Below are 26,620 nucleotides of genomic sequence, written 5' to 3'. Positions count from 1 at the left end.
CGCTTTCAAACGCACCTTGCTTCAGGGCTTGATACGACTATGGACACGACAGCCCAACTCAACCCGAAGACCGAGCAGCCTGTGGCCCTGGCTCCGCGCCTGACCTTGGCCGGCATTTCGAAGAGTTTCCCCGGCGTGCGCGCGCTGCATGATGTCGGCCTGTCGCTCTATCCCGGCCAGGTGACCGCGCTGATCGGCGAAAACGGCGCCGGCAAGTCGACGCTGGTCAAGATCATGACCGGTATCTACCAGCCCGATTCGGGCACGATCAGCATCGACGGCCAGGCCGTCACCTTGCCCAGCGCCCATGCCGCCTTCGGGCACGGCATCACCGCCATCCACCAGGAAACCGTGCTGTTCGACGACCTCACGGTTGCCGAGAACATCTTTCTCGGCCATGCGCCGCGCACGCGCTTCGGCACGATCGACTGGCGCACCATGCGCAAAAACGCTCGTGAGGTGCTGGATACGATGCGTGCCGGGCACATCGACGCCGATGCGCGGCTGAAGGACCTCGGCATCGCCAACAAGCATCTCGTCGCCGTCGCCCGCGCCATGTCGATCGATGCGCAGATCGTCATCATGGACGAACCGACCGCAGCGCTTTCGCTAAAGGAGATCGAAGAGCTGTTCTTGCTGATCGAATTCCTGAAGAGCGAAGGCAAGGCGATCCTGTTCATCAGCCACAAGTTCGACGAGATCTACCGCATCGCCGACCGCTATACGGTGTTCCGCGACGGCGAGATGGTCGGTGAAGGCCTGATCAAGGATGCCGGCCAGAGCCAGATCGTACGCATGATGGTCGGCCGCGCCGTCGACCATATCTTTCCGCAGCGCAAGGCCGAGATCGGCGCGCCGGTGCTCACTGTGTCCGGCCTGTCGCATCCAACCGAGTTCGACGACATCGGCTTCGAGCTGCACAAGGGCGAAATCCTCGGCTTCTACGGCCTTGTCGGTGCTGGCCGCAGCGAAGTGATGCAGGCAATATCAGGCATCACCCGCACCAGCAGCGGCACGATCACGCTCGAGGGAAAAGCGATCGCGCCGAAATCGGCGGCGGATTCGATCGACGCCGGCATCGTCTATGTGCCGGAAGAACGCGGCAAGCAGGGCGTGGTGATCGGCCTGCCGATCTTCCAGAATATCTCGCTGCCCTCACTCAAGCGCACATCCAAATCGGGCATGCTGCGGCTGGCGGAGGAGTTCGCGCTGGCCCGTTCCTACACCGAGCGGCTCGATTTGCGCGCCTCTTCGCTCAGCCAGGACGTCGGCACGCTTTCGGGCGGCAACCAGCAGAAGATCGTCATCGCCAAATGGCTGGCGACTGCGCCCAAGGTGATCATCCTCGACGAGCCCACCAAAGGCATCGATATCGGCTCGAAAGCCGCCGTGCACGGCTTCATGGCCGAGCTCGTCGCGCAAGGCCTGTCGGTGATCATGGTGTCGTCCGAACTGCCCGAAATCCTCGGCATGTCCGACCGCGTCGTCGTCATGCGCGAGGGCCGTATCGCCTTGGTCTATGACAATAAAGGGCTCGACGCGGAAACGCTGGTCAAGACGGCAGCGGGGATCGCGGCATGAAGGCCTTTCTCAAATATCGCGAAGTCTGGCTGCTCGCGGCCATCGTCGTGCTGATCGGACTGATCTCGATGCGCTTTCCGGGCTTTGCCGCCTTCGGAAATCTGCGCCAGGTGTTCAACGACACCTCGATCCTGATGATCCTCGCGCTAGGACAGATGGTGGTGATCCTGACCCGCTCGATCGACCTGTCGATGGCGTCCAACCTCTGCTTCACCGGCATGGTGGTGGCGATGCTGAACGCCGCCCATCCGGCGATCCCGATCCCGCTGCTGATCGTCATCGCACTTTTGGTCGGCCTGTTGCTCGGCGCGATCAACGGCCTGCTGGTGTGGCGGCTGAACATTCCCTCGATCGTGGTGACGCTCGGCACGCTCACCATTTACCGCGGCGCCACCTTCGTCATTTCAGGCGGCGCCTGGGTCAATGCCGATCAGATGAGCCCTGATTTTATCGGTCTGCAGCGCGCTGCTTTCTTCGGCATTCCCGTCCTGTCGTGGATCGCCATACTGGTCATTGCCCTGTTCTTCCTCTTGATGACGCGCACCGCGCTCGGCCGCTCGATCTACGCCATCGGCGTCAACCCGACCGCATCGGTCTACGCCGGCATCGATGTCGGCCGAACCAAGTTCGTCGTCTTCTGCATCTCGGGGATGATCGGCGGTCTCTGCGGTTATCTCTGGATTTCGCGCTACGTCATCGCCTCGGTCGAGGTCGCCAACGGCTACGAGCTCAACATCATCGCCGCCTGCGTCATCGGCGGCATCTCGATCGCCGGCGGCATCGGCTCGGTCGGCGGTGCGGTGCTCGGCGCGCTGTTCCTCGGCATCATCTCTAACGCGTTGCCGGTCATCAACATCTCGCCGTTCTGGCAGATGGCGATTTCGGGCAGCGCCATCATCCTCGCCGTGGTGCTCAACGCGCGCGGCGAACGCCGGCAAGGCCGCATCATCCTCAAAAAGGCGGAAGCGGCATGACCGACACCCCTGCCCCACGCCACATTCCCGACCGGCTCGATAAGCCATTCACTTCGGCGATCTTCTCATGGGAGGCGCTGCTGGTGGCGGTGGCAGTCGCCATCTTCGCCGTCAACAGCTTCGCCTCGCCCTATTTCCTCGACGCGTGGTCGCTGTCGGACCTGACCTTCAACTTCACCGAAAAGGCGCTGATCGCGCTCGCCATGGCGCTGCTGATCATTTCCGGTGAGATCGACCTCTCGGTCGCCGCCATCATTGCACTCGCTTCGACGATGATGGGCATGGCGGTGCAGGCCGGCGCCGGCACGCCGGTGCTGGTGGCGATCGGTATCCTGGTCGGGCTCGGCTGCGGCGCCTTCAACGGGCTGCTCGTCACCAAGCTCGGCCTGCCGTCGATCGTCGTCACCATCGGCACGATGAGCCTGTTTCGCGGCATCGCCTTCATCGTTCTCGGCGACCAGGCCTACAAAGGCTATCCCCCGAGCTTCGCCTTCTTCGGTCAGGGCTATGTCTGGTGGGTGGTGTCGTTCGAACTGACGCTCTTCCTCGTCGCGGCTGTCATCTACTGGTTCGTGCTGCACCGGACGAGCTTCGGCCGCCGCGTCTTCGCCATCGGCAACAACCCGGTTGCGGCACAGTTTTCCGGCGTGCGCGTCGGCCGCATCAAGTTCATCCTGTTCTGCCTGACCGGCCTGATGGCGGGCATCGCTTCGGTGCTGATCACCTCGCGCCTCGGCTCGACCCGGCCGTCGATCGCGCAAGGTTACGAATTGGAAGTCATCACCATGGTGGTGCTTGGCGGCGTCAGCATCCTGGGCGGCGCCGGCAGCATAGTGGGCGTGGTGCTGGCCGCCTTCATCATGGGGCTGGTCACCTTCGGCCTCGGCCTGCTCAACGTGCCCGGCATCGTCATGTCGATCTTCATCGGCCTGCTGCTGATCATCGTCATCGCGTTGCCTATCGTCTGGCGAAGAGTGCGGCGGGAGCGCTTCACCTGATGGCCGAGAAATACGCATTCAAGATGAAGCTCAATCCCGGCATGAAGGCCGAATACAAAAGGCGACACGATGACATCTGGCCGTCGCTGGTGGCACTGCTCAAACAGGCCGGCGTTTCCGATTATTCGATCCATCTCGATGAAGAGACGAACATTTTGTTCGGCGTGTTGTGGCGGGGCGACGGCCACGGCACGGACGAATTGCCGAAGCACCCGGTGATGCAGCGCTGGTGGGCCGAGATGGCCAACATCATGGAAACCAAGCCAAACAACGAGCCGGTGGCAGTGCCGCTGGAAACAATGTTCCATATGGAATGACCCGTCACGTCGCCGTTATCGATATCGGCAAGACCAATGCCAAGGTGGCGCTGGTCGATCTTGCCGATATGCGCGAAGTCGCGCTGCGTCGCATGGCGAACGCGCCCGTCGCTGACGGCCTCTACCCGCACCACGATGTCGAGCTTCTGTGGTCGTTCATCCTCGACAGCTTCGCCGGGATCAATCGCGAGCAGCGCATCGACGCGATATCGATCACCACCCATGGCGCGACAGGCGTGCTGGTGGACGCTGCCGGTGAGCTGGCGCTGCCGGTGCTCGACTATGAATTCGCCGGACCCGACGCCCTCGCCAAGGACTATGACGCGATCCGTCCGGCCTTCGCTGAGACGGGCACGCCGCGCTTGCCGCTCGGCCTCAATCTCGGCGCGCAGTTCTTCTGGCAGCAGAAGAGTTTCCCAGCGGAGTTCGCCAAGGCCGCCGCGATCCTGATGTACCCGCAATACTGGACGCTGCGGCTGACCGGCGTCGCTGCCAACGAGGTGACCTCGCTCGGCTGCCACACCGATCTGTGGAACCCCTGGAGAGCGGATTTTTCATCGCTGGTCGACCGGATGGAATGGCGCCGGCTGATGGCACCGGTGCGGCCGGCGAAGCACCGCCTCGGCCCGATCCTGCCCGCCCTTGCCAAGCTAACCGGGCTCGATCCGCAGACACCGGTATTCTGCGGTCTGCACGATTCCAACGCTTCGCTGCTGCCGCATCTTCTGTCCGACAAACCGCCTTTCTCGGTCGTCTCAACCGGCACCTGGGTGGTGTCGATGGCGGTCGGCGGCAACAAGATCGCGCTCGACCCGGCACGCGACACATTGGTCAACGTCAATGCGCTCGGCGATCCCGTGCCCTCGGCGCGTTTCATGGGAGGCCGTGAGTTTTCGCTGCTGACGGAAGGCCAATCGGAAGGCTGGACCGACGAGGATGTCCAGGCGGTGTTCGCCAGAGCGGCCCTGCTGCTGCCGGCCACGCAACGGGGCTCGGGGCCGTTTCCGCACCACGTTGCTACATGGGTCAACACCGACTGCATCAACAACGGCCAGCGCTTTGCCGCCGTCTCTTTCTATCTGGCGCTGATGACCGCGACCTGCCTCGATCTGATCGGCGCCGACGGCCCTGCTATCGTCGAAGGCCCATTCGCCCGCAACCGGCTTTTCACGCGCATGCTCGCTGCAGCGACAGGGCGCCCCGTCATCGCGTCCGAGGCAGCAACCGGAACCAGCATCGGCGCAGCCTTGCTGGCGGCGGACCAAAGAATGGTCCAAGGCACGGGCGAACGGATCGAACCGCCGGCCGATCCAGCCTGGGCGAACTATGCACGCTCGTGGCATGCGGCGGTCGACGCGCAGGGCCGAAAACAGACATGATGCTGACAGGGCGCCGCGCTCATTAGCCCTTGTAGACCAACCCTTGCGGGTCGATCTCCGGCTTGCGGCCGGCGACCAGATCGGCGAGGAATTTTCCCGAGCCGCAGGCCATGGTCCAGCCGACATGGCCATGACCGGTGTCGAGATAGAGATTGCTGTAGCGGGCCCGGCCGATGACCGGCACCGAGTTCGGCATCATTGGCCGCAGACCGGCCCAAAGTTCGGCCTTCTTCTCGTCGAAGGCGCCCGGGAAAAGCTCCTTGCCGGTCCTGAACATGGCCGCGAAATCGCTCGGCTTGTGACTGCGGTCGAAGCCGGCGAACTCGGCGGTCGAGGCGAGCCGCAGCCGGTTGCCGAGCCGGGAATAGGCGATGAGCTGGTCCTCGTCGGCGCCGCCCATGGTCGGCCCCTTGCTCTCGTCCTCCAGCGGGATCGTCGCGGTGTAGCCCTTCACTGGATAGACCGGTAGGTCGATGCCGTAGCGGCGGCCAAGCAGGCCGCTTTCCGGTCCCATCGATATGACCATTGCGTCGCCGGCGACCGGGCCGACCGAGGTCATCACCGCGCGCACCCGATCGCCTTCGATGTCGAGGCCTTCGACTGATGTGCCGTAGAGGAATTGGACGCCGAGTTTCTCGGCCGCATAGGCAGCGAGGTTTTGGGTGAATTGGCTGGAGTCGCCGGTCTGGTCGATCGGCGAATAAACGCCGCCGGCTATTTTGTCTTTGGCCTCGGCAAGGCCGGGCTCGAGCTCGACCAGCCGGTCGCGGCCGACGATCTCGATCGGCAGGCCGTGTTCGGCGAGATAGCGGTAATTGTCGGTGCCGCTATCAAAACTCTGCTGCGAGCGGAAGAAATAGAGGATGCCCTTCTTGCGCTCATCATAGTGGATGCCGGTGTCGGCGGAGATGGCGTTGATGCAGTCGCGCGAATAAAGCGCCAGGCGGAGCTTGACCTGGCTGTTTGCGCGCAGCCGTGCCTGCGTGCACTGCCTGAGGAAGCGCAGGCTCCAGGCGAGAAAATAGGGATCGAAGCGCAGCCGCACCTTGATGCCGAGATCGTGGTTGTAGAGGCCGCGCAGGAATGTTTTCAGCGCGGCGGGCGAGGCCCAGGCGGTGGCGTCGCCTGGCGACACCAGCCCGGCATTCGATTGGCTGGTGCCGCGCGCCGCTGCCGGATGGCGCTCGATCACGGTCACCTCGTGGCCGTCGCTGGCCAGATAATAGGCAGCGGCCGTGCCGACGACGCCAGCGCCAAGGACCAATACCTTCATGCCGCCCCCGAAACGATCTCAGCTCCGCGCCGAATTCTTGCCGGTCAGGATGCGCTCCCAGGCGAGCGCGTCGGCGACAATCTGGTCGAGGTCGTCGCGCTGCGGGGTCCAGCCGAGTTCGCGGCGCGCCAGCTCCGAATTGGCAACCACAGCTGCGGCGTCGCCCGGACGACGCTCGCCCATCCGGACCTCGAAATCATAACCAAAGACGCGGCGAACGCTGTCGATCACCTCGAGCACCGAATAGCCGTGGCTGTAGCCGCAATTGGCGACGAGGCTGATCCCGCCGGCGCGCAGCCGCTCGAGCGCCAGCCGATGCGCTGCCGCCAGATCGCTGACATGGATATAGTCGCGCATGCAGGTGCCGTCGGGTGTCGGATAGTCGGTGCCGAACACCTGCATGAAGGGACGCTTGCCGAGCGCCGTCTCGGCGGCGACCTTGATCAGATGCGTGGCGCCCGGCGTCGACTGGCCGGTGCGGCCCTTCGGATCTGCGCCGGCAACGTTGAAATAGCGCAGCGCCGTATAGCGCAAGCCGTAGGCAATTGCGGCGTCGCGCAGCATCCATTCGCTCATCAGCTTGGACAGGCCGTAGGGCGATTCCGGTGCAAGGCGGGCATCCTCGCGCACCGGTTCCAGCCCGGCGCCACCATAGACGGCGGCGGTCGAGGAAAAGATGAAATTGGGCACGCCTTCGCGCACCGCGGTCTCGATCAGCGTCCGCGTCTTGCAAGTGTTGTTCTCGTAATAGCCGAGCGGGTCGGCAACCGATTCAGGAACCACGATGGAGCCGGCGAAATGGATGATCGCGTCGACCTTGTTGTCGCGGATGATCGAACCGACCAGCTCCTTGTCAGCGACATCGCCGACGACGAGCTTTGCTTCTGGCGCCACCGCCCATTCGAAACCGGTAGAAAGCCGGTCGAGGACGACGACGCTCTCGCCCGCGTCCAGCAGCTCCCAGACCATATGGCTGCCGATATAGCCGGCACCGCCTGTCACCAAAACCGTCATCCCATGTCCTCGCTGCTCAAGATTTGTCGGGAACTGTCTCAACACCCGCCTTACTGGAAAGACTGCCGCTAGGCCATTAGTACATGCCCATCAGTATCGGCGGTAACCGGTCTCATCGGCGCGTGGCATCGTTTTGAAACAAAATTCATGCACATCAAGGGAATAGGCCATGATCCGTGCTCGTTAGGAACAGGCTTTGGGCGTGGCATTTTGACCAAAAAGGGCAGGTGGACGTCGAATAGGGCAATGATTATGATCCCTCGCAAAAATTGGGAAGCCGATATGAACTACCAGCGGTTCTTCGAAGATGCGATCGACCAACTCCATGCAGAGCGTCGCTACCGCATCTTCGCCGACCTCGAGCGCATCGTGGGAAAATTTCCTCGTGCCATCTGGCGAGCCAACGGCCGCGCCCAGGAAATCACCGTCTGGTGCTCCAACGACTATCTCGGCATGGGCCAGCATCCAGATGTCATCACCGCAATGCAGAACGCTGCCGGCAAGATGGGATCTGGCGCCGGCGGCACCCGCAACATCTCCGGCACCAGCAACCCGCTGGTCGAGCTTGAACTGGAACTGGCCGACCTGCACGACAAGGAAGCCGCACTGGTCTTCACCTCCGGTTTCGTCTCCAACGAAGCCTCGATCTCGACCATTGCGCGGCTCCTGCCCAATTGCCTGATCGTCTCGGACGAACTCAACCACGCCTCGATGATCGAGGGCGTGCGCCGCTCGGGCGCCGAGAAGAAGATCTTTCGCCACAACGACGTTGCGCATCTCGAAAGCCTGCTGCAGGCGGCGGGCCGTGAGCGCGCCAAACTGATCGTCTTCGAGAGCGTCTATTCGATGGATGGCGACATCGCGCCGATCAAGCAGATCGTCGATCTCGCCGAGCGCTATAATGCCATGACCTATATCGACGAGGTCCATGCCGTTGGCATGTACGGACCGCGCGGCGGCGGCATCACCGAGCGCGAAGGGCTGGCCGACCGTATCGACATCATCGAAGGCACGCTGGCCAAGGCATTCGGCACGCTCGGCGGCTATATCACCGGCACAAGTGCCGTGATCGACGCCGTGCGATCTTATGCGCCGGGCTTCATTTTCACCACGGCGCTGCCGCCGGCCATCGCCGCCGCGGCGACCACGTCGATCCGCCATCTGAAGCGCTCGCAGGCCGAGCGCGACGCGCAGCAGCGCCAAGCGATACGGACCAAGGAGATACTTGGTGCCGCCGGCCTGCCGGTGATGGAGTCCGCCACCCATATCGTGCCGCTTCTGGTCGGCGACCCCGAGCTCTGCAAGATGGCCAGCGACCGCCTGCTCGGCGTCCATGGCATCTACATCCAGCCGATCAACTACCCGACCGTGCCGCGCGGCACGGAGCGGCTGCGCATCACGCCGACGCCGTTCCATTCGGATCAGTTGATCGCGCAACTTCAGGACGCGCTGGTCGAGACCTGGGATGCTTTGGGCATTCCTTACGGCTCGGCGGGCGGGCCTTCAGTAGCCGAGAGCGACCGCGTCATTCCGTTGCTGGTGCCGAAGTCTGGCGGCTGAAGCCCGAGTTTCAACTCGGGTTCCAGGCAACTCAAACAGTCTTCATCCACTTCGCCAGCCGGTGCGCCGCTTCTTCGAGCTGGTCGAGGCGGCGGTGGAAGCACAGCCTTAGGAAGGCTTCGCCGCCGGGGCCGAATGCGGTTCCGGGCGCCAGACCGACATTGGCGCGGTCGACCATGTCGAAGGCGGCGGCGCGTGAATCGGTGATGCCGTCGACCGCGAAGAACAGATAGAACGCGCCTTGCGGCACGGTGAAGCGCGCCCTGCCGGTTGCAGCCAGGATGCCGCAGACCAGGTCACGCGCAGCCCTTGCCCGCTCCACCTGCTCAGCGATGAAGGCATCGCCCTCATCGAGCGCGACAACGGCGCCGCGCTGCATGAACTGGGCGACGCCTGAGGTCGAATACTGGACCAGATTCTCGAACACCTGCTGCAGTGAAGGATGGATCTTGATCCAGCCGACGCGCCAGCCGGTCATCGCCCAGTTCTTGGAAAAACTGTTGACGAACAGGATACGATCCTCGTCGGTCATGATGTCGATGAAGGACGGCGCGCGAGTGTCGCCGTAGTGGAACAGCGAATAGATTTCGTCGGCGATGATCCACAGGCCCCTTTCGCGGGCAAGGTCGAGGATCGTCTGCAGCGTCTCCCTGTCGGCAGTCCAGCCGGTCGGGTTGGACGGCGTGTTGACGAACAGCGCCTTTGTCCTTGGCGTGATCGCCGCCTCGATCTTGCCGACGTCGCAGGACCAGCCATTGCCGGACTGGTCGAGCGTGACCGCGACCGGGACGGCGCCCGCCAGGCTGGCGGCAGCGGCAAAGTTCGGCCAGGCCGGCGACAGATAGACGACCTCGTCGCCGGTGCCGGCGACGGCGTCGAGCGCCAGCTGGATGGCATGCATGCCCGAACCGGTGACGATGAATTCTTCCTCGGCGAAGCTCTTGCCGAAATGCCGGACGTAATAGCGGGCGAGCGCCTGCCTCAGTTCGGGGATGCCTCTCTGCCAGGTATAGAAGGTCTCGCCGCCGGCCAGCGCCCGGGCAGCGGCATCGGTGATGAAGGCGGGCGTCGGCAGGTCGCCCTCGCCGGCCCAGAGCGGGATCATGCCGTCGCGGTCGCGACCGCGGTTCATGACGGCGACAATGCCGCTTTCCGGCGCGGCCCGAGCCTCGGCGCGCAAATTCTCGATCAAGGTCATGATAGATCCGTTTTCGTCTTCCGGACTGCTAGCGTGTTTTGCGGCAGGCGAAAACAGAAAAACCCGGCCGAAAACGACCGGGGTTTTTGTCCAGCGAACTGCCTTCGGATTATTTCCTGGCGAGGAGATCGCGAATTTCGGTGAGCAGCGCGACATCGGCCGGCGGAGCCGTAGGGGTGGCGGACTTCTGCTGTTCTAGCCGCCTGCGGAGATTATTCACCGCCTTGACCATCAAGAAGATGATGAAGGCGAGAATGATGAAGTTCAGCACCACGGTGATAAAGCTGCCATAAGCGAAAACGGCGCCCTGCTTCTTGGCTTCGGCCAGCGAGGTCGCGTTGACGGCAGAGGACAGTGCGAAGAAGTAATTGTTGAAGTCCAGTCCGCCCAAAATCGCGCCCACGATGGGCATGATGATGTCGTTGACCAGCGAATCGACGATTCTGCCGAAGGCGGCGCCGATAATGACGCCGACGGCCAGGTCCATCACGTTGCCCCGGGAAATGAACTCCTGGAATTCTTTCAGCATTCGACCCTCCTGTCATGACGGACCGTGCCGGCGCCTCTGCCCGCTTCGTCCGGCCCACGCCACAATAGCAAAAACCTCCGGTTGCAACATGCGCAAAAGACGGTTTCCACCGGCCAGGATCGTCGAAGCCGCTGCCATCCTGCGCCGAAAGCCGCGATGGACTTGATCGCCAAGCTGTGATTGCGTCTCAGCAAGCCGGGTGCAAAATCGGCAAGGGAGGATTTTCAGGCCGTGCAGGGCTGGTTCATCGTCATCATCGCGATCGCCTATGTGACGTTGCTGTTCGTCATCGCCAGTCTCGGCGACCGACGCTCGGTGCCATCCGGGCCTGGCAAGGCCCGCCCCTTTATCTATGCGCTCAGCCTGGCCATCTACTGTACCTCATGGACCTTCTTCGGTTCGGTCGGCCTTTCCTCCGAGCGCGGCCTTGAATTCCTCGGCATCTATACCGGACCGGTGCTGGTGTTCGTGTTCGGCTTTCCGTTGCTTCGGCGCATCGTCAGGCTGGCCAAGACCGAGAAGATCACGTCGATCGCCGATTTCCTCGGTGCCCGCTACGGCAAGAGTTTTGCCGTAGCGGCGATCGCCACGCTGATCGCGACGATCGGCGCGGTGCCCTATATGGCGCTGCAGTTGAAGGCGATTTCCGGCTCGGTCAGCCTGATGGTCGAGCATTATACCGGCTCGCCGCCCTCTTTCGATCCCTTCCTCAGCGACATCTCACTCGTCGTCGCCATGCTGCTTGCGCTGTTTGCGGTGCTGTTCGGCACGCGCCACGCCGATGCCACCGAGCACCAGGACGGACTGGTGCTGGCGGTGGCGGTCGAAACCGTGGTCAAGCTCGCCGCCTTCCTGGCGATCGGCCTGATGGTAACCTTCCTGATCTTCGGCGGCCCAGGCGATATGGTCGACAAGCTCGCCGAGAATACGCAAGTGCAGCAGGCGATGAGCTACAGCACATCGCTCGCCACCTGGCTGGTGCTGACATGTTTGAGCGGTTTCGCCATCATCATGCTGCCGCGCCAGTTCTACGTCACCATCGTCGAGAACCGCAGCGAGGCCGAACTGCGCACCGCGACATGGGTGTTTCCGCTCTACCTGGTGGCGATCAACCTTTTCGTGCTGCCGATTGCGCTTGCCGGCCTGGCGCTGGTCGGCACCAGAACCAGCAGCGATCTCTACGTCCTGTCGCTGCCGCTGCTCAGCGGTCACGATCTGTTGGCCATGGCGGCGTTCATCGGCGGCCTGTCGGCGGCGACCGCGATGGTGATCGTCGAAAGCGTCGCGCTGTCGATCATGATCTCCAACGACCTCGTCATTCCGCTGTTCGTGCGCCGCCTGCTCAGGACCACGACTTCCGAGAACGAGGATTGGTCGACGCTGATCCTCAACGTGCGGCGGGCGGCGATCTTCATCATGCTGTTCATTGCCTTCCTCTACTATCGCGAGAGCACCGACAGCGCGCGGCTCTCCTCGATCGGCCTGATGTCGTTCGCCGCGATCGCGCAGTTCGCGCCGGCATTGATCGGCGGGTTGATCTGGCGCGGCGCCAACGGCAGGGGTGCCGCACTGGGCATGGTCGCCGGCATCGTCGTCTGGAGCTACACGCTGCTGCTGCCGTCGCTGGCTGCCTCCGATACCGGCATCGTCGTCCACGGCCTGTTCGGTTTCGAAGCGTTGCGGCCGCAAGCGCTGTTCGGCACCGTCGCCGAGCCGCTGAACCACGGGGTCTTGTGGAGCCTGTCGATCAACACGCTGTTCTTCGTGCTCGGCTCGCTGTCGCGCGCTTCGGTGCCGCTGGAACGCATCCAGGCGTCGATCTTCGTGCCGCGCGAGGCGAGCCCGATGCCGAGCCTGCGCCGCTTCCGCACCACTGTCACCGTCAATGACCTCAAGGACACTATCGCGCGCTATCTAGGCGTCGAACGTACCGAGCGATCCTTTCAAACGTTCGAAGAGAGCAGTGGTGCTCCGTTGCACGGCAACGAGCAGGCCAGCATGGACGTCATCCGTTTCTCCGAGCAGCTTCTGGCGAGTGCCGTCGGCTCATCTTCGGCGCGGCTGATCCTTTCGCTGCTGCTGCGCCGTAACGACCGCGAATCCAAGGATGCCTTCCGCCTGCTCGACGACGCCACCGAGGCGCTGCAGCACAACCGCGACCTGCTGCAGATCGCGCTCGACCAGATGGAGCAGGGCATCACCGTCTTCGACAGGGACTTCCGGCTGATCTGCTGGAACCGCCAGTATCGGGCGCTGTTCGATCTGCCCGATGAAATGGGTCAGGTCGGCGTTTCGCTCGATCGCATCCTGCGCCACCTTGCCGAGCGTGGCGATATTCCGGCCGACCAGCGGGTGGCGATGCTCAACCGCCTCACCAGTTTCGTCAGCCCCTGGCAGATGGAGCTGAAGACCAGCGGCCGCATCCTTGAATTACGCTCCAACCCGATGCCTGACGGTGGCATCGTCGCCACCTATGCCGACATCTCCGGACGCGTCGAGCAGGATCTGGCGCTCAAGCGCGCCAATGAATCGCTCGAGCAGCGCGTCAAGGACCGCACCGTCGAACTGACCCGCGTCAATGAGGAGCTGGCACAGGCGCAGATGCTGGCAGAGGAGGCCAATCTCGGCAAGACGCGCTTCCTCGCCGCCGCCGGCCACGATATCCTGCAACCCCTGAACGCCGCACGGCTCTACTGCTCGTCACTGATCGAAAAGGCCGGCAAAGGCCCGGCCGGCAAGGCCGCGGTCAACATCGAATCCTCGCTGGAATCGGTCGAGACCATTCTCGGCGCGGTGCTCGATATCTCTCGTCTCGATGCCGGCGCGATGAAACCGGACGACACTGTCTTCAGACTGGGCGAGTTGCTGCGGCAGATCGGCAACGACTTCCAGCCGCTCGCCTCCGAGAGGAAGCTCGGCCTGACGATCATGCCGTCGTCGCTCAGCGTGATGACCGATCGCAATCTCCTACGCCGCCTGATCCAGAACCTCGTGTCCAACGCCATCAAATACACGCGCCGCGGCCACGTCCTGGTCGGGGTGCGGCGGCGCGGCGAACTGGTCGAGATACAGGTGATCGACACCGGCATCGGCATTGCCGGCGACAAGCTGAACACGGTCTTCCGCGAATTCACCCGGCTCGACGAGGGTGCGCGCGAGGCCGAAGGACTCGGCCTCGGCCTCTCCATCGTCGACCGAATCGCTCGCGTCTTGCGCCTGGAAATCCGGATCTTTTCGAATCCAGGCAAAGGTACGCGCTTTTCCGTCATTCTGCCGGTCGCGGCAGCGCAGGAGCCGCGGCGCGAGGTCGCGGCGAAGGTGCCGGTCCGCACTGCTGCTTCGCTTGCCGGGCTCCGCGTGCTCTGCATCGACAACGACGCCCGCATCCTCGACGGCATGCGGCTATTGCTCGAAGGCTGGGGCTGCAGCGTCGAGACGTTTTCGGGCTCGGAGACTATCGAGGGGTCCGGAATGCGTCGCCCCGACATCGTGCTTGCCGACTACCATCTCGACGGCGAGACCGGTCTCGAAGTGATCGCTAAACTGCGCGCGATACACGGCCAGGACATGCCGGCCGTGCTGGTAACCGCCGACCGATCGAGCGAGGTGCGCGCCAGTGCCGGCAGGCTCGACGTGCCGGTGATGAACAAACCGCTAAAACCAGCGGTGCTGCGCTCGATGATGGCCAGGGTCAGGCCGCTGGCATCGGCGGCCGAGTAACGGTGTCGATCTGCATGCCGAGCTCAGCTGGCTGCCGGTAGAGGGTCGCTGCCGATCTTGGACAGCAGGATCACCGCCTGGGTGCGGCTATCGACGCCAAGCTTTTGCAGAATGGCCGAGACATGCGCCTTGATCGTCGCTTCGGAGACTCCGAGTTCGTAGGCGATCTGCTTGTTGAGTAGTCCTTCCGCGAGCATGCCAAGCACGCGCGTCTGTTGTGGCGTCAGCGCCTGCAGCCGCTTGATCAGATCGGAGATTTCGGGATCGCGCTCGACGCCGAGATCGATACCCGTAGGCGCGGCGATGTCGCCGGCAAGCACCGACCGCACGGCGCTGCGGATCTCCTCCATGCTGGCCGATTTGGAGATGAAACCCGAAGCGCCGAGGTCGAGTGCGCGCCGGATGGTCACCGGATCGTCATGCGCCGATACCACCACCAGCGGCACCGTCGGATGGATGCCGCGCAGCGAGATCAGACCGGAAAGGCCGCTCGCGCCCGGCATCGACAGGTCGAGCAACACCAGATCGACATCCTCATTGGACAAGACCAGCGCCTTGGCGCTTTCGAAATCGCCGGCCTCATGAATGCCGGCAACATTGCCGACGCCGGCAAGCGCCTCTCTCAGCGCGCCGCGAAAAAGCGGATGGTCGTCGGCGATGACGAAAGTGTAGCCTGACGGCACATGACCCTCCCCGAATCCCATTGATGATTGTCTGCTTCTTGCGGGATCTGTCGAACGAATATGCGGCGATACCAGCCGTTTTCAAGCGGCAAAGGCCATGCGCCGGGTTCCCGGCGCATGGTGCTCAGGTTTTTTGCGAATTGGGCTTGGCGCCATCTTCGCCGCTGTCCTTTTCCAGGTCCTTGACGATACCCATGAAGCCGCGCAGGAAGCGCTCCATGTAGCCCATCGTCTTGTTGAAATCCTCTTCGCTGGGCAAGGTCGACTCGAGGCGGGCGGACAGTGAGTTTTCGAGCTTGACGACGCGCTCGTCGAGCGCTTTGACCGAACTTTGCAGTCGGTCGACCTCGTCCTGGAAGGCGGCGCGTTCGTCGGCCGCCATCTTGCAGACGAGCTGGCCGGAACGTTCCTCGCAGATCGACATCGCACCGGTCTGCGTGTCCATGCGGACATAGCCGTTGGCCGACTTTTCCAGCCGGTAGCGGTCGGCTTCCTCGGAAAACGCCGATGCCGCGACGAGCGAGACGAGCGCTGCGGGAATCAAGACGTGCTGCGGACGCATATTGTCCTCCATAGGCTAGCTAGCGCAATTATCGCATGTTTGCGCCGGAAATGGGGAAGAACTCTGGCGCACCCTTCCCCGCATGGTTGGTTCGGACTATAGCGCAATCATGTCTCAGATTATCTACAAGATAGTACCTGAACCGCTGTGGCGCGAGGCCGAAAGAAATGGCCGCTTCATCGGCGCGCCGATCGACGTCGCCGACGGCTTCATCCATTTTTCCACCGCCGGGCAGGCCAAGGAAACGGCAGCAAAACACTTTGCCGGCCAGACCGGGCTGCTGCTGGTCGCCATCGATGGAGCTAAGCTGGGTGATGCGCTGAAATACGAGGTCTCGCGCGGCGGCGCGCTGTTCCCGCATCTTTACGGGCCGCTCGAGCTGAAGACCGTCGTCTGGGTGCAACCATTGCCGCTCGGCAGCGACGGCCTGCACCAATTCCCGGCGTTGGAGACCGAATGAGCGTGTTTGACCGGCTCGGCCAGAGGCTCCTGTTCGCATTCGATCCTGAAGCCGCCCACGGCCTGTCGATCGCCGCGCTGAAATGCGGGCTGCCGGTTGCCCGGCGCCCCTTACGTGACGCCAGCCTGAAAGTCAGCGTCTGCGGCATCGATTTCCCCAATCCGCTCGGCATGGCTGCCGGCTACGACAAGAACGCCGAGGTTGCCGATGCCCTGCTTGGCCTCGGCTTCGGTTTTGCGGAGGTCGGCACGATCACGCCGCTGCCACAGGCGGGCAACCCGAAGCCGCGTATCTTCCGGCTGACATCGGACGAAGCGGTGATCAATCGGCTGGGCTTCAACAATGAGGGGCACGAAGCCGCTGAGAAACGGCTTGCCGCCCGCAAGGGTCGGCCCGGCATCGTCGGCGTCAACATCGGCGCCAACAAGGACAGCACAGACCGCGTCAGCGACTATGAACGCGGCGTTATCAGGTTTGCGCCATACGCCACCTATCTGACGGTCAACATCTCGTCGCCAAACACACCCGGCCTGCGCAACATGCAGGCGCGGCAGCAGCTCGGCGATCTCCTTTCGCGCGTCATAGCCGCCCGTGCGGCCGCGGCGGCGCAACCGCCCGTTTTCCTCAAGATCGCGCCGGACCTGGTCGAGGCCGAGTTGGAAGACATCGCCGCCGAGGTCACCGACAAGGCAATCGACGGCATCATCGTCTCCAACACCACGATTGCGCGACCGGATCTGCGCAACGCCGAATTTGCCGGCGAGGCCGGCGGGCTTTCGGGAAAACCGTTGTTCGAGCGCTCGACCATCGTGTTGGCCAAGATGCGCAAACTGCTTGGCCCGAACCGCGCCATCATCGGCGTCGGCGGCGTCTCTACCGCTGAGACGGCACTGGAAAAGATCCGTGCCGGCGCCGATCTCGTCCAACTCTACACCGGCATGATCTATGCCGGACCTTCGCTGCCGGGCCGCATTCTTGCAGGGATGGTCCGCTTCGTGGAAAAAGAGCGGCTCAAATCTGTACGCGATCTACGTGACAGCCGCCTCGACTTCTGGGCGTCGAAGCAACTCTAAATTGCGCTTTAAAGCGTAATGTTTCAGTTCGAGACGCATCCGTTCACAACCCCTTTGCGCTCATTCGTCCAGGGTCAATTGCGACTGACGATCCGCTCGCAGGCGGCGCCGCCGATAGCAGGCAACAATCCAAAAAGAAGCAACTGAGCAGTTCCGCCGACGCCCAAAATTGCGGAAAGAATGAACGCAACGAGCAGCCCCAGCGCCGCGCCTAAGACGTATGGCAGGTAACTTCGCACAGGCTTCCCCCAGAACAATTGCTGCATCAAGCTGCCGAAAAACGTAACGAAATCGACTGGAAGTGCAAGCGGTCCGCTGACGCCAGAACTTATGGAGAATAGGATCGCTTTCCACCCTGCGCGAAAGTTGACCTAGGACACTGGCTAAAACGCCGTCCGCATCCGCAAGCGCAAAATGGCAAGCAGGCTGAAGCCACGCACCAGCAGGAAGACATGCAGCGCCGCCCATAGGCCGTGATTGCCGAAGGCCGGCGCCAGGACGAGCAGCGCACCGCTGAAGATGAGGAACGACAGAAGCATCATGTTGCGCATGTCGCGCGACTAGGTCGCGCCAATGAAGACGCCATCCATCTGAAACGCCAGCACGCCGCTGAGCGCGGTGAATGCCGCCCAGGGCAGATAGATGTCGGCAACGGCGCGAACATCTTGTGACGTCGTGATCAGGGCGATCAGGTCGGTACCGCCCAGCAAAAGGACAAGCGTCGCCGTGGCCGCCAGCCCGAAGCCCCAGAACAAGGTCAACCGCACCGCCTGCCGGAATTGCATAGCGGCGTGCGCGCCGACGGCCCGTCCGGCGAGCTGTTCGGCTGCCGTGGCGAAACCGTCCAGGAAATAACCGGCGATAAGGAAAAAGTTCATCAGCACGGCGTTGGCGGCCAGTGTCACCGTGCCGAATTGTGCGCCCTGGCGGGTGAACAGCGCGAAGGCGGCGAGCAGCGAGAACGACCGGATCATGATGTCGCGATTGAGCGACATCATGCGCAAGAATGCCGACAGGTCGACGACGCGATGGCGCGGCAGGCGGGGTGCCGCCCGGAAACGCCTGATGACGATCGCCAGGCCAAGCAGCATCGCGACGAACTCACCGGTGACGGTCGCCCAGGCGACGCCGGCGACGCCCCAGCCGAGCTCCAGCCCCAGCAGGATGCAGAGCGCGATGTTGATGCCGTTGAGCACCAATTGCAGCATCAATCCCAGCCCGCCCTCGCCGCGCCCCAGCACATAGCCGAGGATGGCGTAGTTGATCAGCGAGAACGGCGCAGCGAGCAGCCTGATGCGGATATAGACCGCCATCGCTTCGCTGACGCGCGGCTCGGCGTCCATGAACCATTGTCCGGCGATGGCAACCAACGGCGCAAGCGCGGCAAGCACGATGCCGGCGACGACGGCGATCAGCACGGCGCGCCAGAACACCGCTTGTTCCTCCAGTTCGTCGCCGCGCCCCAACGCCTGGGCGACGAGGCCGGTCGTGCCGGAGCGCAGGAAATTGAAGGAGGTGAAGACGACGTCGAAGACCAGGGCGCCTGCCGCCAGACCGCCAAGAAGGGCAGCGTCGCCGAACTGCCCGACCACTGCGGTGTCGACGATGCCGAGCAGCGGCGTCGTCAGATAGGCGAGCGTCATCGGCACCGCGATAGTGAGCACCGAGCGGTTGGTGACGAGAAAGGTCCGGCCATTGGCCGTTGCTGGCACCTGATCCAGTATCCGCTCCTCTATTGCGGCTTGATCGAACAGCCGATGTGCCTCAGTTTCCCGACGCCGTGCAACCACTCATCCCGCTACGGCCAACCGAAACCCGCCTCTGGCCTCTGCCGCTCATGCCCCTGCAGATCGTTCACCATCCCGATTACGACGCCGGTTTTGCCGTCAACCATCGCTTCCCGATGAGCAAGTACCCACTGCTGATGGAAGCCTTGAGCGCGCGCGGACTTGCCGTATCCGAGGTGCTCAGCATGCCGAGCCCGGCGCCGGCATTATGGCTGAAGCTTGCCCATGCCGCCTGTTATGTCGATCAGGTGCTGGCCTGCGAAGTGCCTGAAAAAATCGAGCGCGAGATCGGCTTTCCGGTGAGCCCGCGGGTCTCGCTCAGGGCGCAACTCGCAACGGGCGGCACGGTGCTGGCGGCTCGGCTGGCGTTGCTGAACGGCATCGCCTGCAATACCGCTGGCGGCAGCCATCATGCGCGGCGTGCGCAAGGGGCCGGTTTCTGCACCTTCAACGACGTTGCGGTTGCTTCACTCGTGCTGCTTTCCGAAGCTGCCGCCCGCAACATCTTGATCGTCGATCTCGACGTCCATCAGGGCGACGGAACGGCGGATATTCTCGGCGACGAGCGGCGCGTGTTCACCTTTTCCATGCATGGCGACCGCAACTATCCGACGCGCAAGATCGCTTCCGACCTTGATATCGCGCTGCCCGACGGCACTGGCGATGCGGCCTATCTCGAAAGACTGGGCGCCATCCTGCCGGAACTCACCGCCATGGCGCCTTGGGACATCGTCTTCTATAACGCCGGGGTCGACGTCCATGCCGATGACCGGCTTGGCAGGTTGTCGCTGTCGAACGAGGGACTGCGCGCCCGCGACACCATGGTGATCCGTCATTTCCGCTGGCTCGGGATCCCGGTCTGCGGCGTTATCGGCGGCGGCTATTCGACTGACGTGGCGGCGCTCGCCGCGCGCCATGCCATCCTGTTCGAAGTGGCTTCAGGCTTCGCGTGAGGCCTGACCGATTGACGTGATCCTGCGAACTGCTGGTTCGGGACCATGTCCTATTTCCGGTAGTTGGCGATCCTGAGCAGGAGGAAGGCCGGAATGACGATCGCTGCGCCCAGCAGGATATAGCCGAGGAAACGGTCAATAGCGCGAAAACCCAGATTCCAGAGATCGACGAAGAAATTCCGGATGCCGTAGAGCACATCCGCCGGCGACCAGCCGAAAGCGTTCATCACCAGGCCGACGAGGAACGATACCACCAGCAGCTTCAGAAGCACCCGGAGCGGCGTATCGCCAAGAAAGCGCGTCAGTGCGGACAAGGCGTGTCTCCAGATTCGGTTAACCCGATTCGGGTACAGGTCCAGAAATACGCACTTGCCGCGCTGGCATCAAGGTGGTCGCTGAATCCAGTTGCTCAGCACGGCGGTTTGCGGATTGTGTGTTCGCCAAGCTTGACACTTATGTTGCAGTGCAGCAAAATTGGAGGACAGAGGGTAACCCGTTGATCTCGATCTGCCAGACTCATCGCCCTGTTGTGGACGGATTGCGCTGTGTCACCGTGATCTGCGAACACAGGGCCTCTTGAATGAAGTACAGGCGCGATATCGATGGCCTCCGGGCCGTTGCGGTACTGCCGGTTGTATTGTTCCATTTCGGAATCTCGGCAATTCCAGGCGGCTTTACCGGCGTCGATATTTTCTTCGTCATATCCGGCTACCTGATCACCGGAAGCCTTCTGGACGACCTTGAACGCGGCCAGTTCTCGATCGTCAGCTTCTACTGGCGCCGTGCCCGGCGCATTCTGCCGGCGCTGATCTTTGTCATGCTTCTCACCTGCATTGCGGCATTGTTCATTCTTCTGCCGTCAGATCTGCACGAATTCAGCCTCAGCGTCATAGCGGCCTCGACGTTCTGGTCGAATATCTATTTTTGGAAAACGTCAAATTATTTCTCGATCGATGCCGAGCTGCGACCGCTGTTGCACACGTGGTCGCTTTCGGTCGAAGAGCAGTACTACATCTTTGCCCCAATCCTGATGTTCCTGATCTATCGCTATTTTGGGAAGCGCTGGCTGACGGTACTCCTGCCGATCATTGTCGGCAGCTTCGTGCTGGCGGTTATGGCGACATGGCTGGCGCCGAACGCCGGATTCTACCTGCTGCCGACACGGATCTGGGAGCTTATGCTGGGCGCCGTGCTCATGCTGAAACGACCCCCACCCCTGAGCAACCGGTTTCTTCTTGAACTGGTCGGACTGGCCGGATTTGGCCTTCTCGCCGTCGGCTTCTTCACGATTTCGGAGAGCGACCCATTCCCGGGCTACAACGCTTTGTATCCGTGCCTCGGAACGGCCCTCCTCATCTATGTCGGCCAGAATACCCCTTCGACGGTCGTTACCCGCATCCTCGAAGTCCGGCCGCTGGTCTGCATCGGTCTCATCTCGTATTCGCTTTATCTTGTTCACTGGCCGATCAACGCATTCGCGCATTATCTTTCATTGCAAAAACTCGAACCCTCGATGACCGTTGCGATGACGGTGGCAAGCTTCGCACTGGCGGCATTCTCCTGGAAATATATCGAGCAACCGTTTCGGCAGAAAAGGAGCTTCACCGCCCCGGTGCCTATCTTCGCCTTCTCAGCGGGCGCGATCGCTCTTCTTTGCGCTGGCGGGGCGGCCGGGGCGCTCGGCAACGGCTTCCCGCAACGGTTTCCGGACTACGCTCAACAGCAGATTCCTGTCGGGGATTGGCTCAATGGCACTTGTTTCAACGAGGGCTCCAGCCGGATCGAAAGCTGGAATATCGAGGATTGCACGCGCACTCGCGGCTTCTCAAGAACGGTGTTGTTGTGGGGAGACTCGTTCGCCGCCCACTATGTCTCAGGCCTGGACGCCAACGCAAATCAACTACAGGCCAACGTCGTGGAATATACTTACGCAGGTTGTCCGCCGATTCTCTCCTACTTCTCCTACGCGCGCCCGGATTGCATGCGGTTCAACCAGCAGGCTTTGAAGGTCATTCAGGACGCTGGCATCAAGACGGTTGTGCTCAGCGGCCGGTGGACCGACTACGAGGCCAGGAGTTTCGACGGTCTCCAGCAAACGATCGATACGCTTCGCGAGCTGGGTGTGCGCGTGTTTGTCATCGGCCAGTCTCCTCAGTTCATAACCGATGTTCGGAAAATCGCGTTCTTCGCAAAGCGTGGAAACCTGGACGATACATCCTGGCCGATGGCCATGGATCCCGACATCAACAACCGTGTGCGCTCATTTACCAAAGGCGCCACCTTCATCGATCCGCTCGAATCCCTCTGTAGCGCCGGACGCTGCTCCTACGCCGACGCAGGCCAGTTTCTCTATTTCGACTATGGCCATTTCTCTTCAATCGGGGCCACGCTGGCAATTTCGAAATACTGGCCGGATTTTGCCGTAGACGATGCCCTTGCCACGACGGAGTAACGGTCGGGCGGCTGACAAGGCACGAATGCACGCTTAGCGATTGCCCGAACGCCGGCTTGCGTGGTAACGAGGCTGCTGCGCGGGTATGATGTAATGGTAGCTTGTCAGCTTCCCAAGCTGAACGCGCGGGTTCGATTCCCGCTACCCGCTCCACCTTGCTCCGCCTGAGGATGATGACGACCGTCGCGGTCTCGGGCCGGTCGGCGCCGGCACGCAGCGGTTTGGCCACCGGATCGAGTCTTGGTCGGCGGCGTATATCAGCTTCCAGAACATACCGTGATTCTAATAAGCAGCAGCAACAAAAGACGCTGATCCGCGTTGCGCTTGATCTGAAGGCCAGCAGGGAGGCACCAAAATGGCCGAAGACAAGAGCAATAGAGGTTCTGGCGGCGAAAACCGCGTCGCGAGTGACGGAGAATTTGAGTTCCGCTATTTCGCCAACAAGTTTGGCCTTTCAATACCGCAGATCCGCGAGCTTTTTGGCAAACACGGTAACGATCGCGAGACCCTGTATCGGGAGGCTCGGAAGCTCGGAACGCAGAGAACGGTTCTCGAACAATGATCAAACTTTCACAACCGGGACCCATTACCGGCGAGCGATATATTGACGAGTTCGACCATAAGAGAAACCATTTCTATCCGTGTTCGACAGCCGGCAAAGTTGTAGATGCTGGGGACCTGCGGTAGGCCATCTGGCACGATCAGCCGAGGCGCGAGCCGCTGGAACTCGATTCCTGACCTAGTAAAAGGGACCGCGATGTTCGGCAAAGACCTCTTGGTTCGTATGCTCGACCGCCGCGACACCCTGCCGCCAGACGAGATCGCGCTTATTGACGCTCTTCCGGTCCGGCCGGTAACTTTCGGACCCGATGAGGAGATCGTCAGGGAGGGTTCCCGCCCTGCCGAAAGCTGTCTTGTCGCGAGTGGTTTCGCAGTTCGAAACCAGGCCATTCGGGAAGGTAAGCGTCAAATAACGGCAATCCACGTCCCGGGAGACTTTGTCGATCTGCATAGTTTACTGCTAAAAATGATGGATCATAGCGTGAGCGCGCTGGGCTCGTGCGATGTAGTTTTCATTCGACACAAAGACCTGCTCACAGCGATGGATAGAAGTCCACATCTTACCCGGATGTTCTGGCTTTCAACCGCCATCGATGCCTCAATCCAGCGAACTTGGATAACCTGCCTCGGTCGTCGGTCCGCCAAACAGCATCTCGCACATATAATTTGCGAGTTGTATATCCGGTTAGAAATAGTTGGCTTGGCCTCTGACCAGTCGTTCGCGATCCCACTGACTCAAGCGGAATTGGGCGACGTGCTTGGTCTATCTGTAGTTCACGTGAACCGGACGCTGCAGGAACTTCGAGCAAAGGACCTGGTTAGCTGGAAAGACAGGAGGATTGTTATCCTGGATTTCGAGCGGTTGGCGTTGCTGGCCGACTTTGATGCGACCTACCTAAATCTTTTTCATGAACCGCGGTGACTGCCTCGGCCAGGGCGCGCGACGCGCGAATGCGGCATCAAGATTTCTGGCCAAATAAACAATGTGAATGAGCCCTCGCTCCGGATCGATTACTGCTGGGTTCAGTACGTCCAAGAAGGATTGCGCATGCGCGAGCTCGAAAACCTCATCGAACAGTACATAAATATTCGGAGGCGGCGCCATAGTTTCATATCGACTGGGCTCGCCGTAAAGGCCCTCAAACAGATTGTTCCGACATGTCCGGTCTCTGATTCTGACCTGGCAAACATGATTGCTGATCGTGCAATCGACCACGACCTTCCGGTGAGCTTTGACCTCAATGCGGGTTAGGCCTGGTGCTCCATAAAACCAGCCTGACCATGGGCCTTTGAAGTCCGATGCGCAAGACGCGGACCAGGGTCCGTTCCTTGGACACCTACGTGTGCGAACTTTCCAGGAAGTCTGCCAGGCTCACATATCATTTAGAAATATCTAATTTAGTTACTAGTGATGGAACCTGTTTGCCCCAGGCAAGTTCGTTAGGCAATGGAGGAGATTGCCACCATGAACAGTGTCATTTATCTCATCGGCCTTGTCGTCGTCGTGCTTGCGATCCTCTCCTTCCTCGGGTTCCAATAGGAGAGATACCATGCAGCGCGAAGACGATCAGGGGCGTAAGCCGGCCGATTTCGAAATTGCCAAAAGCGAGTTGTCCGAGCGGTTTCAGCAGGAAGCGCAGACCGCGACGGAGGCACTCCATGGCGCTCGCGATAAGGCGGGCGATTATGCCTCGGAAGCGAAGCAGGCCTTACTCAGCCAGGCCGAGGGAACACAGCGCGATATCAGCTCCAACCTGAAGGCCTTTAGCGGAGCGCTGCGAGCGGCAAGCGAGCATCTGGCCAATAATGATCAACGGACCGCTTCGAAGTTCACCCTCGACGCCGCCGGCGCACTTGAGCGCTTTTCATCTTCGTTGAAGGACAAACCGTTCGAAGATGTTCTCGGCGAGATGCGGTCGTTCGGCCGCGAAAACTCGGGGGCGATGATCGCCGGTTCAGTATTGGCAGGCTTGGCGCTGGGGCGATTTATCAAGAGCTCGCCGCCATCTGCCCCGACCGAAACACAGCGTCGATCGGCAACAGATCGGCCTTCCGAAACGGCTTCGACCTCGGACGAGTCCGTATTGCGATCGGCAGAGGCCCCCGACCCGACGCCCCCCTCCAACCAGCGCGACGGTGACTTGGCCGGCGACGACTGGGCGGGCGCAAGCCTGGAGCAGAACCCATGACCGACAATCAGGAAAGTCGCGGCCTCGCAACCCTGGTTAGCGATCTGGCACAGCAGGTCACGACGCTGCTTCAAACTGAAAGCATGCTGTTGCGGGCCGAAATGTCGGAAAAAATGAGCAAGGCCGGCGCTGGCGCGGCCGAGGTTCTGGGTGGCGCCATATGCCTCCTCGCGGCCTTGATCGTGCTTCTGCAAGCACTTGTGATTGCCCTGGCGAGTGCCGGGTTGGGAGCGGGATGGTCCTCGCTGCTGGTCGGGATCGTCGTCGCGATACTGGGAATCATTCTTTTGCGTTCTGGCACTAAAAGCATTGCACCTTCCGAGCTGACCCCCGGTCGCACACAAGACCAACTGAAGCGCGACGCGCGCGTGATCAAGGATCAAATAAGATGAGCGACAAATCCGCAGCCGAACTCGAACGCGAGGCCGACATCGCCCGGGCGAAAATTGCAGACACCGCCGATTCGATCCGCAGCAAGATGACACCGGGTCAATTGATCGACGAATTTACCGGAATGTTCGCCGGCGGCGAAGGGCCTGCCATGCTTGGCAACCTCAAGTCGCAAGTCAGGGACAACCCGTTGCCGCTGACGTTGATTGGAGCCGGGCTGGCGTGGCTTATGCTTGGCAACGGCACGTCAGGAACCAGTTCAGCTGCTGCCACATATCGGACAGGCATGGCTCCCGACGCTTTCTCCGACCTGCGCGGCGATGATTTCAGCCAGGGCAACGAAGGGTCCGGTATAGGGGCGATGCTCTCCGATACCGCCGGTTCAGTGACCTCAGCAGCAAGCGGCGCGGCCGAAGCTGCAGCAAACGCTGCAACTGGCGCCAAGGAGAGGACGACAAAAACCGCCGGACAGCTCGGCTCAAGCGCCAGCGAGATAGCGGCTCGGACGCGCCAATCGGCACAAGACCTCTTCGAGCGCGAACCGCTGGCTATCGCCGCAGTCGGACTTGCGCTGGGCACTGCCATCGGGGTGATGCTGCCCCACACAGCCACAGAGGACGAGCACCTTGGCGCCTACCGCGACAAAATTCGCGACAGTGCGGAGGAGGTTTTCGAAACCGGTCTGGAGCAAGCAAAGCAAGTTGCCGCCGAGGCTTACGAAACGGTCAAGGAAGAGGCCGACCGGCAAAGCTCGGGTGGAGATGCCGACACACTGGCAGGCAAGGTCGGCAAAGTCATGGAATCGGGGGCAAAGCGAACCGAGGAAGCCATTCGCGATCGTTTGCCGGGGTCGTCGGACGGGTCTTCTGCAAGCTCATAGCAGCGCTAGAGTCTTTCATGTTTTTACGGAAGCATATCCAGCGTTGTTGAAGTAGTTTGCGCATTCGTCAGGCTTGATGGTGCCGAC

The 26,620-nt window shown here is 61.8% G+C and carries 24 protein-coding genes, 1 tRNA gene and 1 pseudogene; 17 read left to right on the top strand and 9 right to left on the bottom strand.

Annotated elements, in window-relative coordinates; all coding sequences use genetic code 11:
* Positions 1–39 precede the first annotated feature (39 nt).
* Genes NKH73_RS24555 through NKH73_RS24535 form a run of 5 tightly spaced genes read left to right on the top strand, consistent with a single transcriptional unit; the run spans position 40 to position 5,249 of the window.
* Positions 40–1,581 carry a sugar ABC transporter ATP-binding protein gene (locus NKH73_RS24555; RefSeq protein WP_352936965.1) on the top strand — a complete coding sequence of 514 codons (1,542 nt, stop codon included), beginning with the start codon at positions 40–42 and terminating at the stop codon, positions 1,579–1,581.
* Positions 1,578–2,555, top strand: a complete 978-nt coding sequence (locus tag NKH73_RS24550; RefSeq protein WP_352936964.1) for an ABC transporter permease — start codon at positions 1,578–1,580, stop codon at positions 2,553–2,555. The genes NKH73_RS24555 and NKH73_RS24550 overlap by 4 nt, the downstream gene beginning before the upstream one ends.
* Positions 2,552–3,553 carry an ABC transporter permease gene (locus NKH73_RS24545; RefSeq protein WP_352936963.1) on the top strand — a complete coding sequence of 334 codons (1,002 nt, stop codon included), beginning with the start codon at positions 2,552–2,554 and terminating at the stop codon, positions 3,551–3,553. The genes NKH73_RS24550 and NKH73_RS24545 overlap by 4 nt, the downstream gene beginning before the upstream one ends.
* Complete coding sequence (gene rhaM, locus NKH73_RS24540; RefSeq protein WP_352936962.1) at positions 3,553–3,870, top strand: L-rhamnose mutarotase; 318 nt, start codon at positions 3,553–3,555, stop codon at positions 3,868–3,870. Before NKH73_RS24545 ends, rhaM begins: the two co-directional genes overlap by 1 nt.
* A complete protein-coding gene (locus NKH73_RS24535) occupies positions 3,867–5,249 on the top strand; it encodes an FGGY-family carbohydrate kinase (protein WP_352936961.1) in 1,383 nt (460 codons plus the stop codon). Before rhaM ends, NKH73_RS24535 begins: the two co-directional genes overlap by 4 nt.
* 22 nt (positions 5,250–5,271) lie before the next feature.
* On the opposite strand, the gene NKH73_RS24530 is transcribed toward NKH73_RS24535, so the two are convergent.
* Positions 5,272–6,522: a D-amino acid dehydrogenase gene (locus NKH73_RS24530; protein ID WP_352936960.1), complete on the bottom strand. Its 1,251-nt coding sequence runs from the start codon at positions 6,520–6,522 to the stop codon at positions 5,272–5,274.
* An 18-nt stretch (positions 6,523–6,540) separates the two neighbouring features.
* Positions 6,541–7,536 carry a UDP-glucose 4-epimerase GalE gene (gene galE / locus NKH73_RS24525; RefSeq protein WP_352936959.1) on the bottom strand — a complete coding sequence of 332 codons (996 nt, stop codon included), beginning with the start codon at positions 7,534–7,536 and terminating at the stop codon, positions 6,541–6,543.
* Between the two features lie 282 nt (positions 7,537–7,818).
* Between galE and hemA the strand changes: the two genes are divergently transcribed.
* Positions 7,819–9,096: a 5-aminolevulinate synthase gene (gene hemA, locus NKH73_RS24520; RefSeq protein WP_352936958.1), complete on the top strand. Its 1,278-nt coding sequence runs from the start codon at positions 7,819–7,821 to the stop codon at positions 9,094–9,096.
* A 31-nt stretch (positions 9,097–9,127) separates the two neighbouring features.
* Here the strand turns inward: hemA and NKH73_RS24515 are convergent, their stop codons facing one another.
* Positions 9,128–10,294, bottom strand: a complete 1,167-nt coding sequence (locus tag NKH73_RS24515; protein WP_352936957.1) for a pyridoxal phosphate-dependent aminotransferase — start codon at positions 10,292–10,294, stop codon at positions 9,128–9,130.
* Positions 10,295–10,403: 109 nt separating this feature from the next.
* Complete coding sequence (gene mscL / locus NKH73_RS24510; RefSeq protein ID WP_352936956.1) at positions 10,404–10,823, bottom strand: large conductance mechanosensitive channel protein MscL; 420 nt, start codon at positions 10,821–10,823, stop codon at positions 10,404–10,406.
* A gap of 231 nt (positions 10,824–11,054) precedes the next feature.
* Here mscL and NKH73_RS24505 point away from each other — a divergent pair, with 231 nt between their 5' ends.
* Positions 11,055–14,543: a hybrid sensor histidine kinase/response regulator gene (locus NKH73_RS24505; protein WP_352936955.1), complete on the top strand. Its 3,489-nt coding sequence runs from the start codon at positions 11,055–11,057 to the stop codon at positions 14,541–14,543.
* A gap of 23 nt (positions 14,544–14,566) precedes the next feature.
* On the opposite strand, the gene NKH73_RS24500 is transcribed toward NKH73_RS24505, so the two are convergent.
* The gene (locus NKH73_RS24500) at positions 14,567–15,226 is read right to left on the bottom strand and encodes a response regulator transcription factor (RefSeq protein ID WP_352936954.1); all 660 of its coding nucleotides are present in this window, start codon (positions 15,224–15,226) and stop codon (positions 14,567–14,569) included.
* A 124-nt stretch (positions 15,227–15,350) separates the two neighbouring features.
* Positions 15,351–15,788, bottom strand: coding sequence for a hypothetical protein (locus NKH73_RS24495; RefSeq protein ID WP_352936953.1), 438 nt, complete (start codon positions 15,786–15,788; stop codon positions 15,351–15,353).
* A 109-nt stretch (positions 15,789–15,897) separates the two neighbouring features.
* Here NKH73_RS24495 and NKH73_RS24490 point away from each other — a divergent pair, with 109 nt between their 5' ends.
* Both NKH73_RS24490 and NKH73_RS24485 read left to right on the top strand, forming a co-directional pair.
* Positions 15,898–16,248, top strand: coding sequence for a DUF952 domain-containing protein (locus tag NKH73_RS24490; RefSeq protein WP_352936952.1), 351 nt, complete (start codon positions 15,898–15,900; stop codon positions 16,246–16,248).
* Positions 16,245–17,321 (top strand): quinone-dependent dihydroorotate dehydrogenase, encoded by a 1,077-nt coding sequence (locus tag NKH73_RS24485; RefSeq protein ID WP_352936951.1) that lies wholly within the window; start codon positions 16,245–16,247, stop codon positions 17,319–17,321. Before NKH73_RS24490 ends, NKH73_RS24485 begins: the two co-directional genes overlap by 4 nt.
* Before the next feature lie 74 nt (positions 17,322–17,395).
* Here NKH73_RS24485 and NKH73_RS24480 read toward each other — a convergent pair whose 3' ends face one another.
* Together NKH73_RS24480 and NKH73_RS24475 are read right to left on the bottom strand one after the other, a co-directional pair.
* A complete protein-coding gene (locus NKH73_RS24480; protein WP_352937062.1) occupies positions 17,396–17,587 on the bottom strand; it encodes a hypothetical protein in 192 nt (63 codons plus the stop codon).
* A 117-nt stretch (positions 17,588–17,704) separates the two neighbouring features.
* Positions 17,705–19,111, bottom strand: a pseudogene (locus NKH73_RS24475) (MATE family efflux transporter).
* Positions 19,112–19,158: 47 nt separating this feature from the next.
* On the opposite strand from NKH73_RS24475, the gene NKH73_RS24470 reads away from it, so the two are divergent.
* Positions 19,159–20,061, top strand: coding sequence for a histone deacetylase family protein (locus NKH73_RS24470; protein ID WP_352936950.1), 903 nt, complete (start codon positions 19,159–19,161; stop codon positions 20,059–20,061).
* 50 nt (positions 20,062–20,111) lie between these two features.
* On the opposite strand, the gene NKH73_RS24465 is transcribed toward NKH73_RS24470, so the two are convergent.
* Entirely contained in the window at positions 20,112–20,375 is a 264-nt protein-coding gene (locus NKH73_RS24465; protein WP_352936949.1) for a DUF6460 domain-containing protein, read from the bottom strand.
* A gap of 266 nt (positions 20,376–20,641) precedes the next feature.
* Here NKH73_RS24465 and NKH73_RS24460 point away from each other — a divergent pair, with 266 nt between their 5' ends.
* From NKH73_RS24460 to NKH73_RS24430, 7 genes are all read left to right on the top strand, one after another.
* Positions 20,642–22,513: an acyltransferase family protein gene (locus NKH73_RS24460; protein WP_352936948.1), complete on the top strand. Its 1,872-nt coding sequence runs from the start codon at positions 20,642–20,644 to the stop codon at positions 22,511–22,513.
* Between the two features lie 79 nt (positions 22,514–22,592).
* A tRNA-Gly gene (locus NKH73_RS24455) sits at positions 22,593–22,666 on the top strand.
* A gap of 202 nt (positions 22,667–22,868) precedes the next feature.
* Positions 22,869–23,075, top strand: a complete 207-nt coding sequence (locus tag NKH73_RS24450; RefSeq protein WP_352936947.1) for a DUF3606 domain-containing protein — start codon at positions 22,869–22,871, stop codon at positions 23,073–23,075.
* 195 nt (positions 23,076–23,270) lie between these two features.
* Entirely contained in the window at positions 23,271–23,996 is a 726-nt protein-coding gene (locus NKH73_RS24445) for a Crp/Fnr family transcriptional regulator (protein WP_352936946.1), read from the top strand.
* Positions 23,997–24,624: 628 nt separating this feature from the next.
* Positions 24,625–25,263, top strand: a complete 639-nt coding sequence (locus NKH73_RS24440; RefSeq protein ID WP_352936945.1) for a hypothetical protein — start codon at positions 24,625–24,627, stop codon at positions 25,261–25,263.
* The gene (locus NKH73_RS24435; protein ID WP_352936944.1) at positions 25,260–25,655 is read left to right on the top strand and encodes a phage holin family protein; all 396 of its coding nucleotides are present in this window, start codon (positions 25,260–25,262) and stop codon (positions 25,653–25,655) included. Before NKH73_RS24440 ends, NKH73_RS24435 begins: the two co-directional genes overlap by 4 nt.
* Positions 25,652–26,533 (top strand): hypothetical protein, encoded by an 882-nt coding sequence (locus NKH73_RS24430; RefSeq protein WP_352936943.1) that lies wholly within the window; start codon positions 25,652–25,654, stop codon positions 26,531–26,533. The genes NKH73_RS24435 and NKH73_RS24430 overlap by 4 nt, the downstream gene beginning before the upstream one ends.
* Positions 26,534–26,620 lie beyond the last annotated feature (87 nt).

The sequence above is a fragment of the Mesorhizobium sp. M0938 genome, from assembly GCF_040319125.1.
Taxonomy (GTDB): Bacteria; Pseudomonadota; Alphaproteobacteria; order Rhizobiales; family Rhizobiaceae; genus Mesorhizobium; species Mesorhizobium robiniae.
This window is presented reverse-complemented; position numbering and strand designations above follow the sequence as displayed.

Excerpts from the sequence above, each read along its gene's own strand:
- NKH73_RS24555 (WP_352936965.1), top strand. The coding sequence starts at position 40 with ATGGACACGACAGCCCAACTCAACCCGAAGACCGAGCAGCCTGTGGCC.
- NKH73_RS24550 (WP_352936964.1), top strand. The coding sequence starts at position 1,578 with ATGAAGGCCTTTCTCAAATATCGCGAAGTCTGGCTGCTCGCGGCCATC.
- NKH73_RS24545 (WP_352936963.1), top strand. The coding sequence starts at position 2,552 with ATGACCGACACCCCTGCCCCACGCCACATTCCCGACCGGCTCGATAAG.
- rhaM (WP_352936962.1), top strand. The coding sequence starts at position 3,553 with ATGGCCGAGAAATACGCATTCAAGATGAAGCTCAATCCCGGCATGAAG.
- NKH73_RS24535 (WP_352936961.1), top strand. The coding sequence starts at position 3,867 with ATGACCCGTCACGTCGCCGTTATCGATATCGGCAAGACCAATGCCAAG.
- NKH73_RS24530 (WP_352936960.1), bottom strand. The coding sequence starts at position 6,522 with ATGAAGGTATTGGTCCTTGGCGCTGGCGTCGTCGGCACGGCCGCTGCC.
- galE (WP_352936959.1), bottom strand. The coding sequence starts at position 7,536 with ATGACGGTTTTGGTGACAGGCGGTGCCGGCTATATCGGCAGCCATATG.
- hemA (WP_352936958.1), top strand. The coding sequence starts at position 7,819 with ATGAACTACCAGCGGTTCTTCGAAGATGCGATCGACCAACTCCATGCA.
- NKH73_RS24515 (WP_352936957.1), bottom strand. The coding sequence starts at position 10,294 with ATGACCTTGATCGAGAATTTGCGCGCCGAGGCTCGGGCCGCGCCGGAA.
- mscL (WP_352936956.1), bottom strand. The coding sequence starts at position 10,823 with ATGCTGAAAGAATTCCAGGAGTTCATTTCCCGGGGCAACGTGATGGAC.
- NKH73_RS24495 (WP_352936953.1), bottom strand. The coding sequence starts at position 15,788 with ATGCGTCCGCAGCACGTCTTGATTCCCGCAGCGCTCGTCTCGCTCGTC.
- NKH73_RS24490 (WP_352936952.1), top strand. The coding sequence starts at position 15,898 with ATGTCTCAGATTATCTACAAGATAGTACCTGAACCGCTGTGGCGCGAG.
- NKH73_RS24485 (WP_352936951.1), top strand. The coding sequence starts at position 16,245 with ATGAGCGTGTTTGACCGGCTCGGCCAGAGGCTCCTGTTCGCATTCGAT.
- NKH73_RS24480 (WP_352937062.1), bottom strand. The coding sequence starts at position 17,587 with ATGCAGCAATTGTTCTGGGGGAAGCCTGTGCGAAGTTACCTGCCATAC.
- NKH73_RS24470 (WP_352936950.1), top strand. The coding sequence starts at position 19,159 with ATGCCCCTGCAGATCGTTCACCATCCCGATTACGACGCCGGTTTTGCC.
- NKH73_RS24460 (WP_352936948.1), top strand. The coding sequence starts at position 20,642 with ATGAAGTACAGGCGCGATATCGATGGCCTCCGGGCCGTTGCGGTACTG.
- NKH73_RS24450 (WP_352936947.1), top strand. The coding sequence starts at position 22,869 with ATGGCCGAAGACAAGAGCAATAGAGGTTCTGGCGGCGAAAACCGCGTC.
- NKH73_RS24445 (WP_352936946.1), top strand. The coding sequence starts at position 23,271 with ATGTTCGGCAAAGACCTCTTGGTTCGTATGCTCGACCGCCGCGACACC.
- NKH73_RS24440 (WP_352936945.1), top strand. The coding sequence starts at position 24,625 with ATGCAGCGCGAAGACGATCAGGGGCGTAAGCCGGCCGATTTCGAAATT.
- NKH73_RS24435 (WP_352936944.1), top strand. The coding sequence starts at position 25,260 with ATGACCGACAATCAGGAAAGTCGCGGCCTCGCAACCCTGGTTAGCGAT.
- NKH73_RS24430 (WP_352936943.1), top strand. The coding sequence starts at position 25,652 with ATGAGCGACAAATCCGCAGCCGAACTCGAACGCGAGGCCGACATCGCC.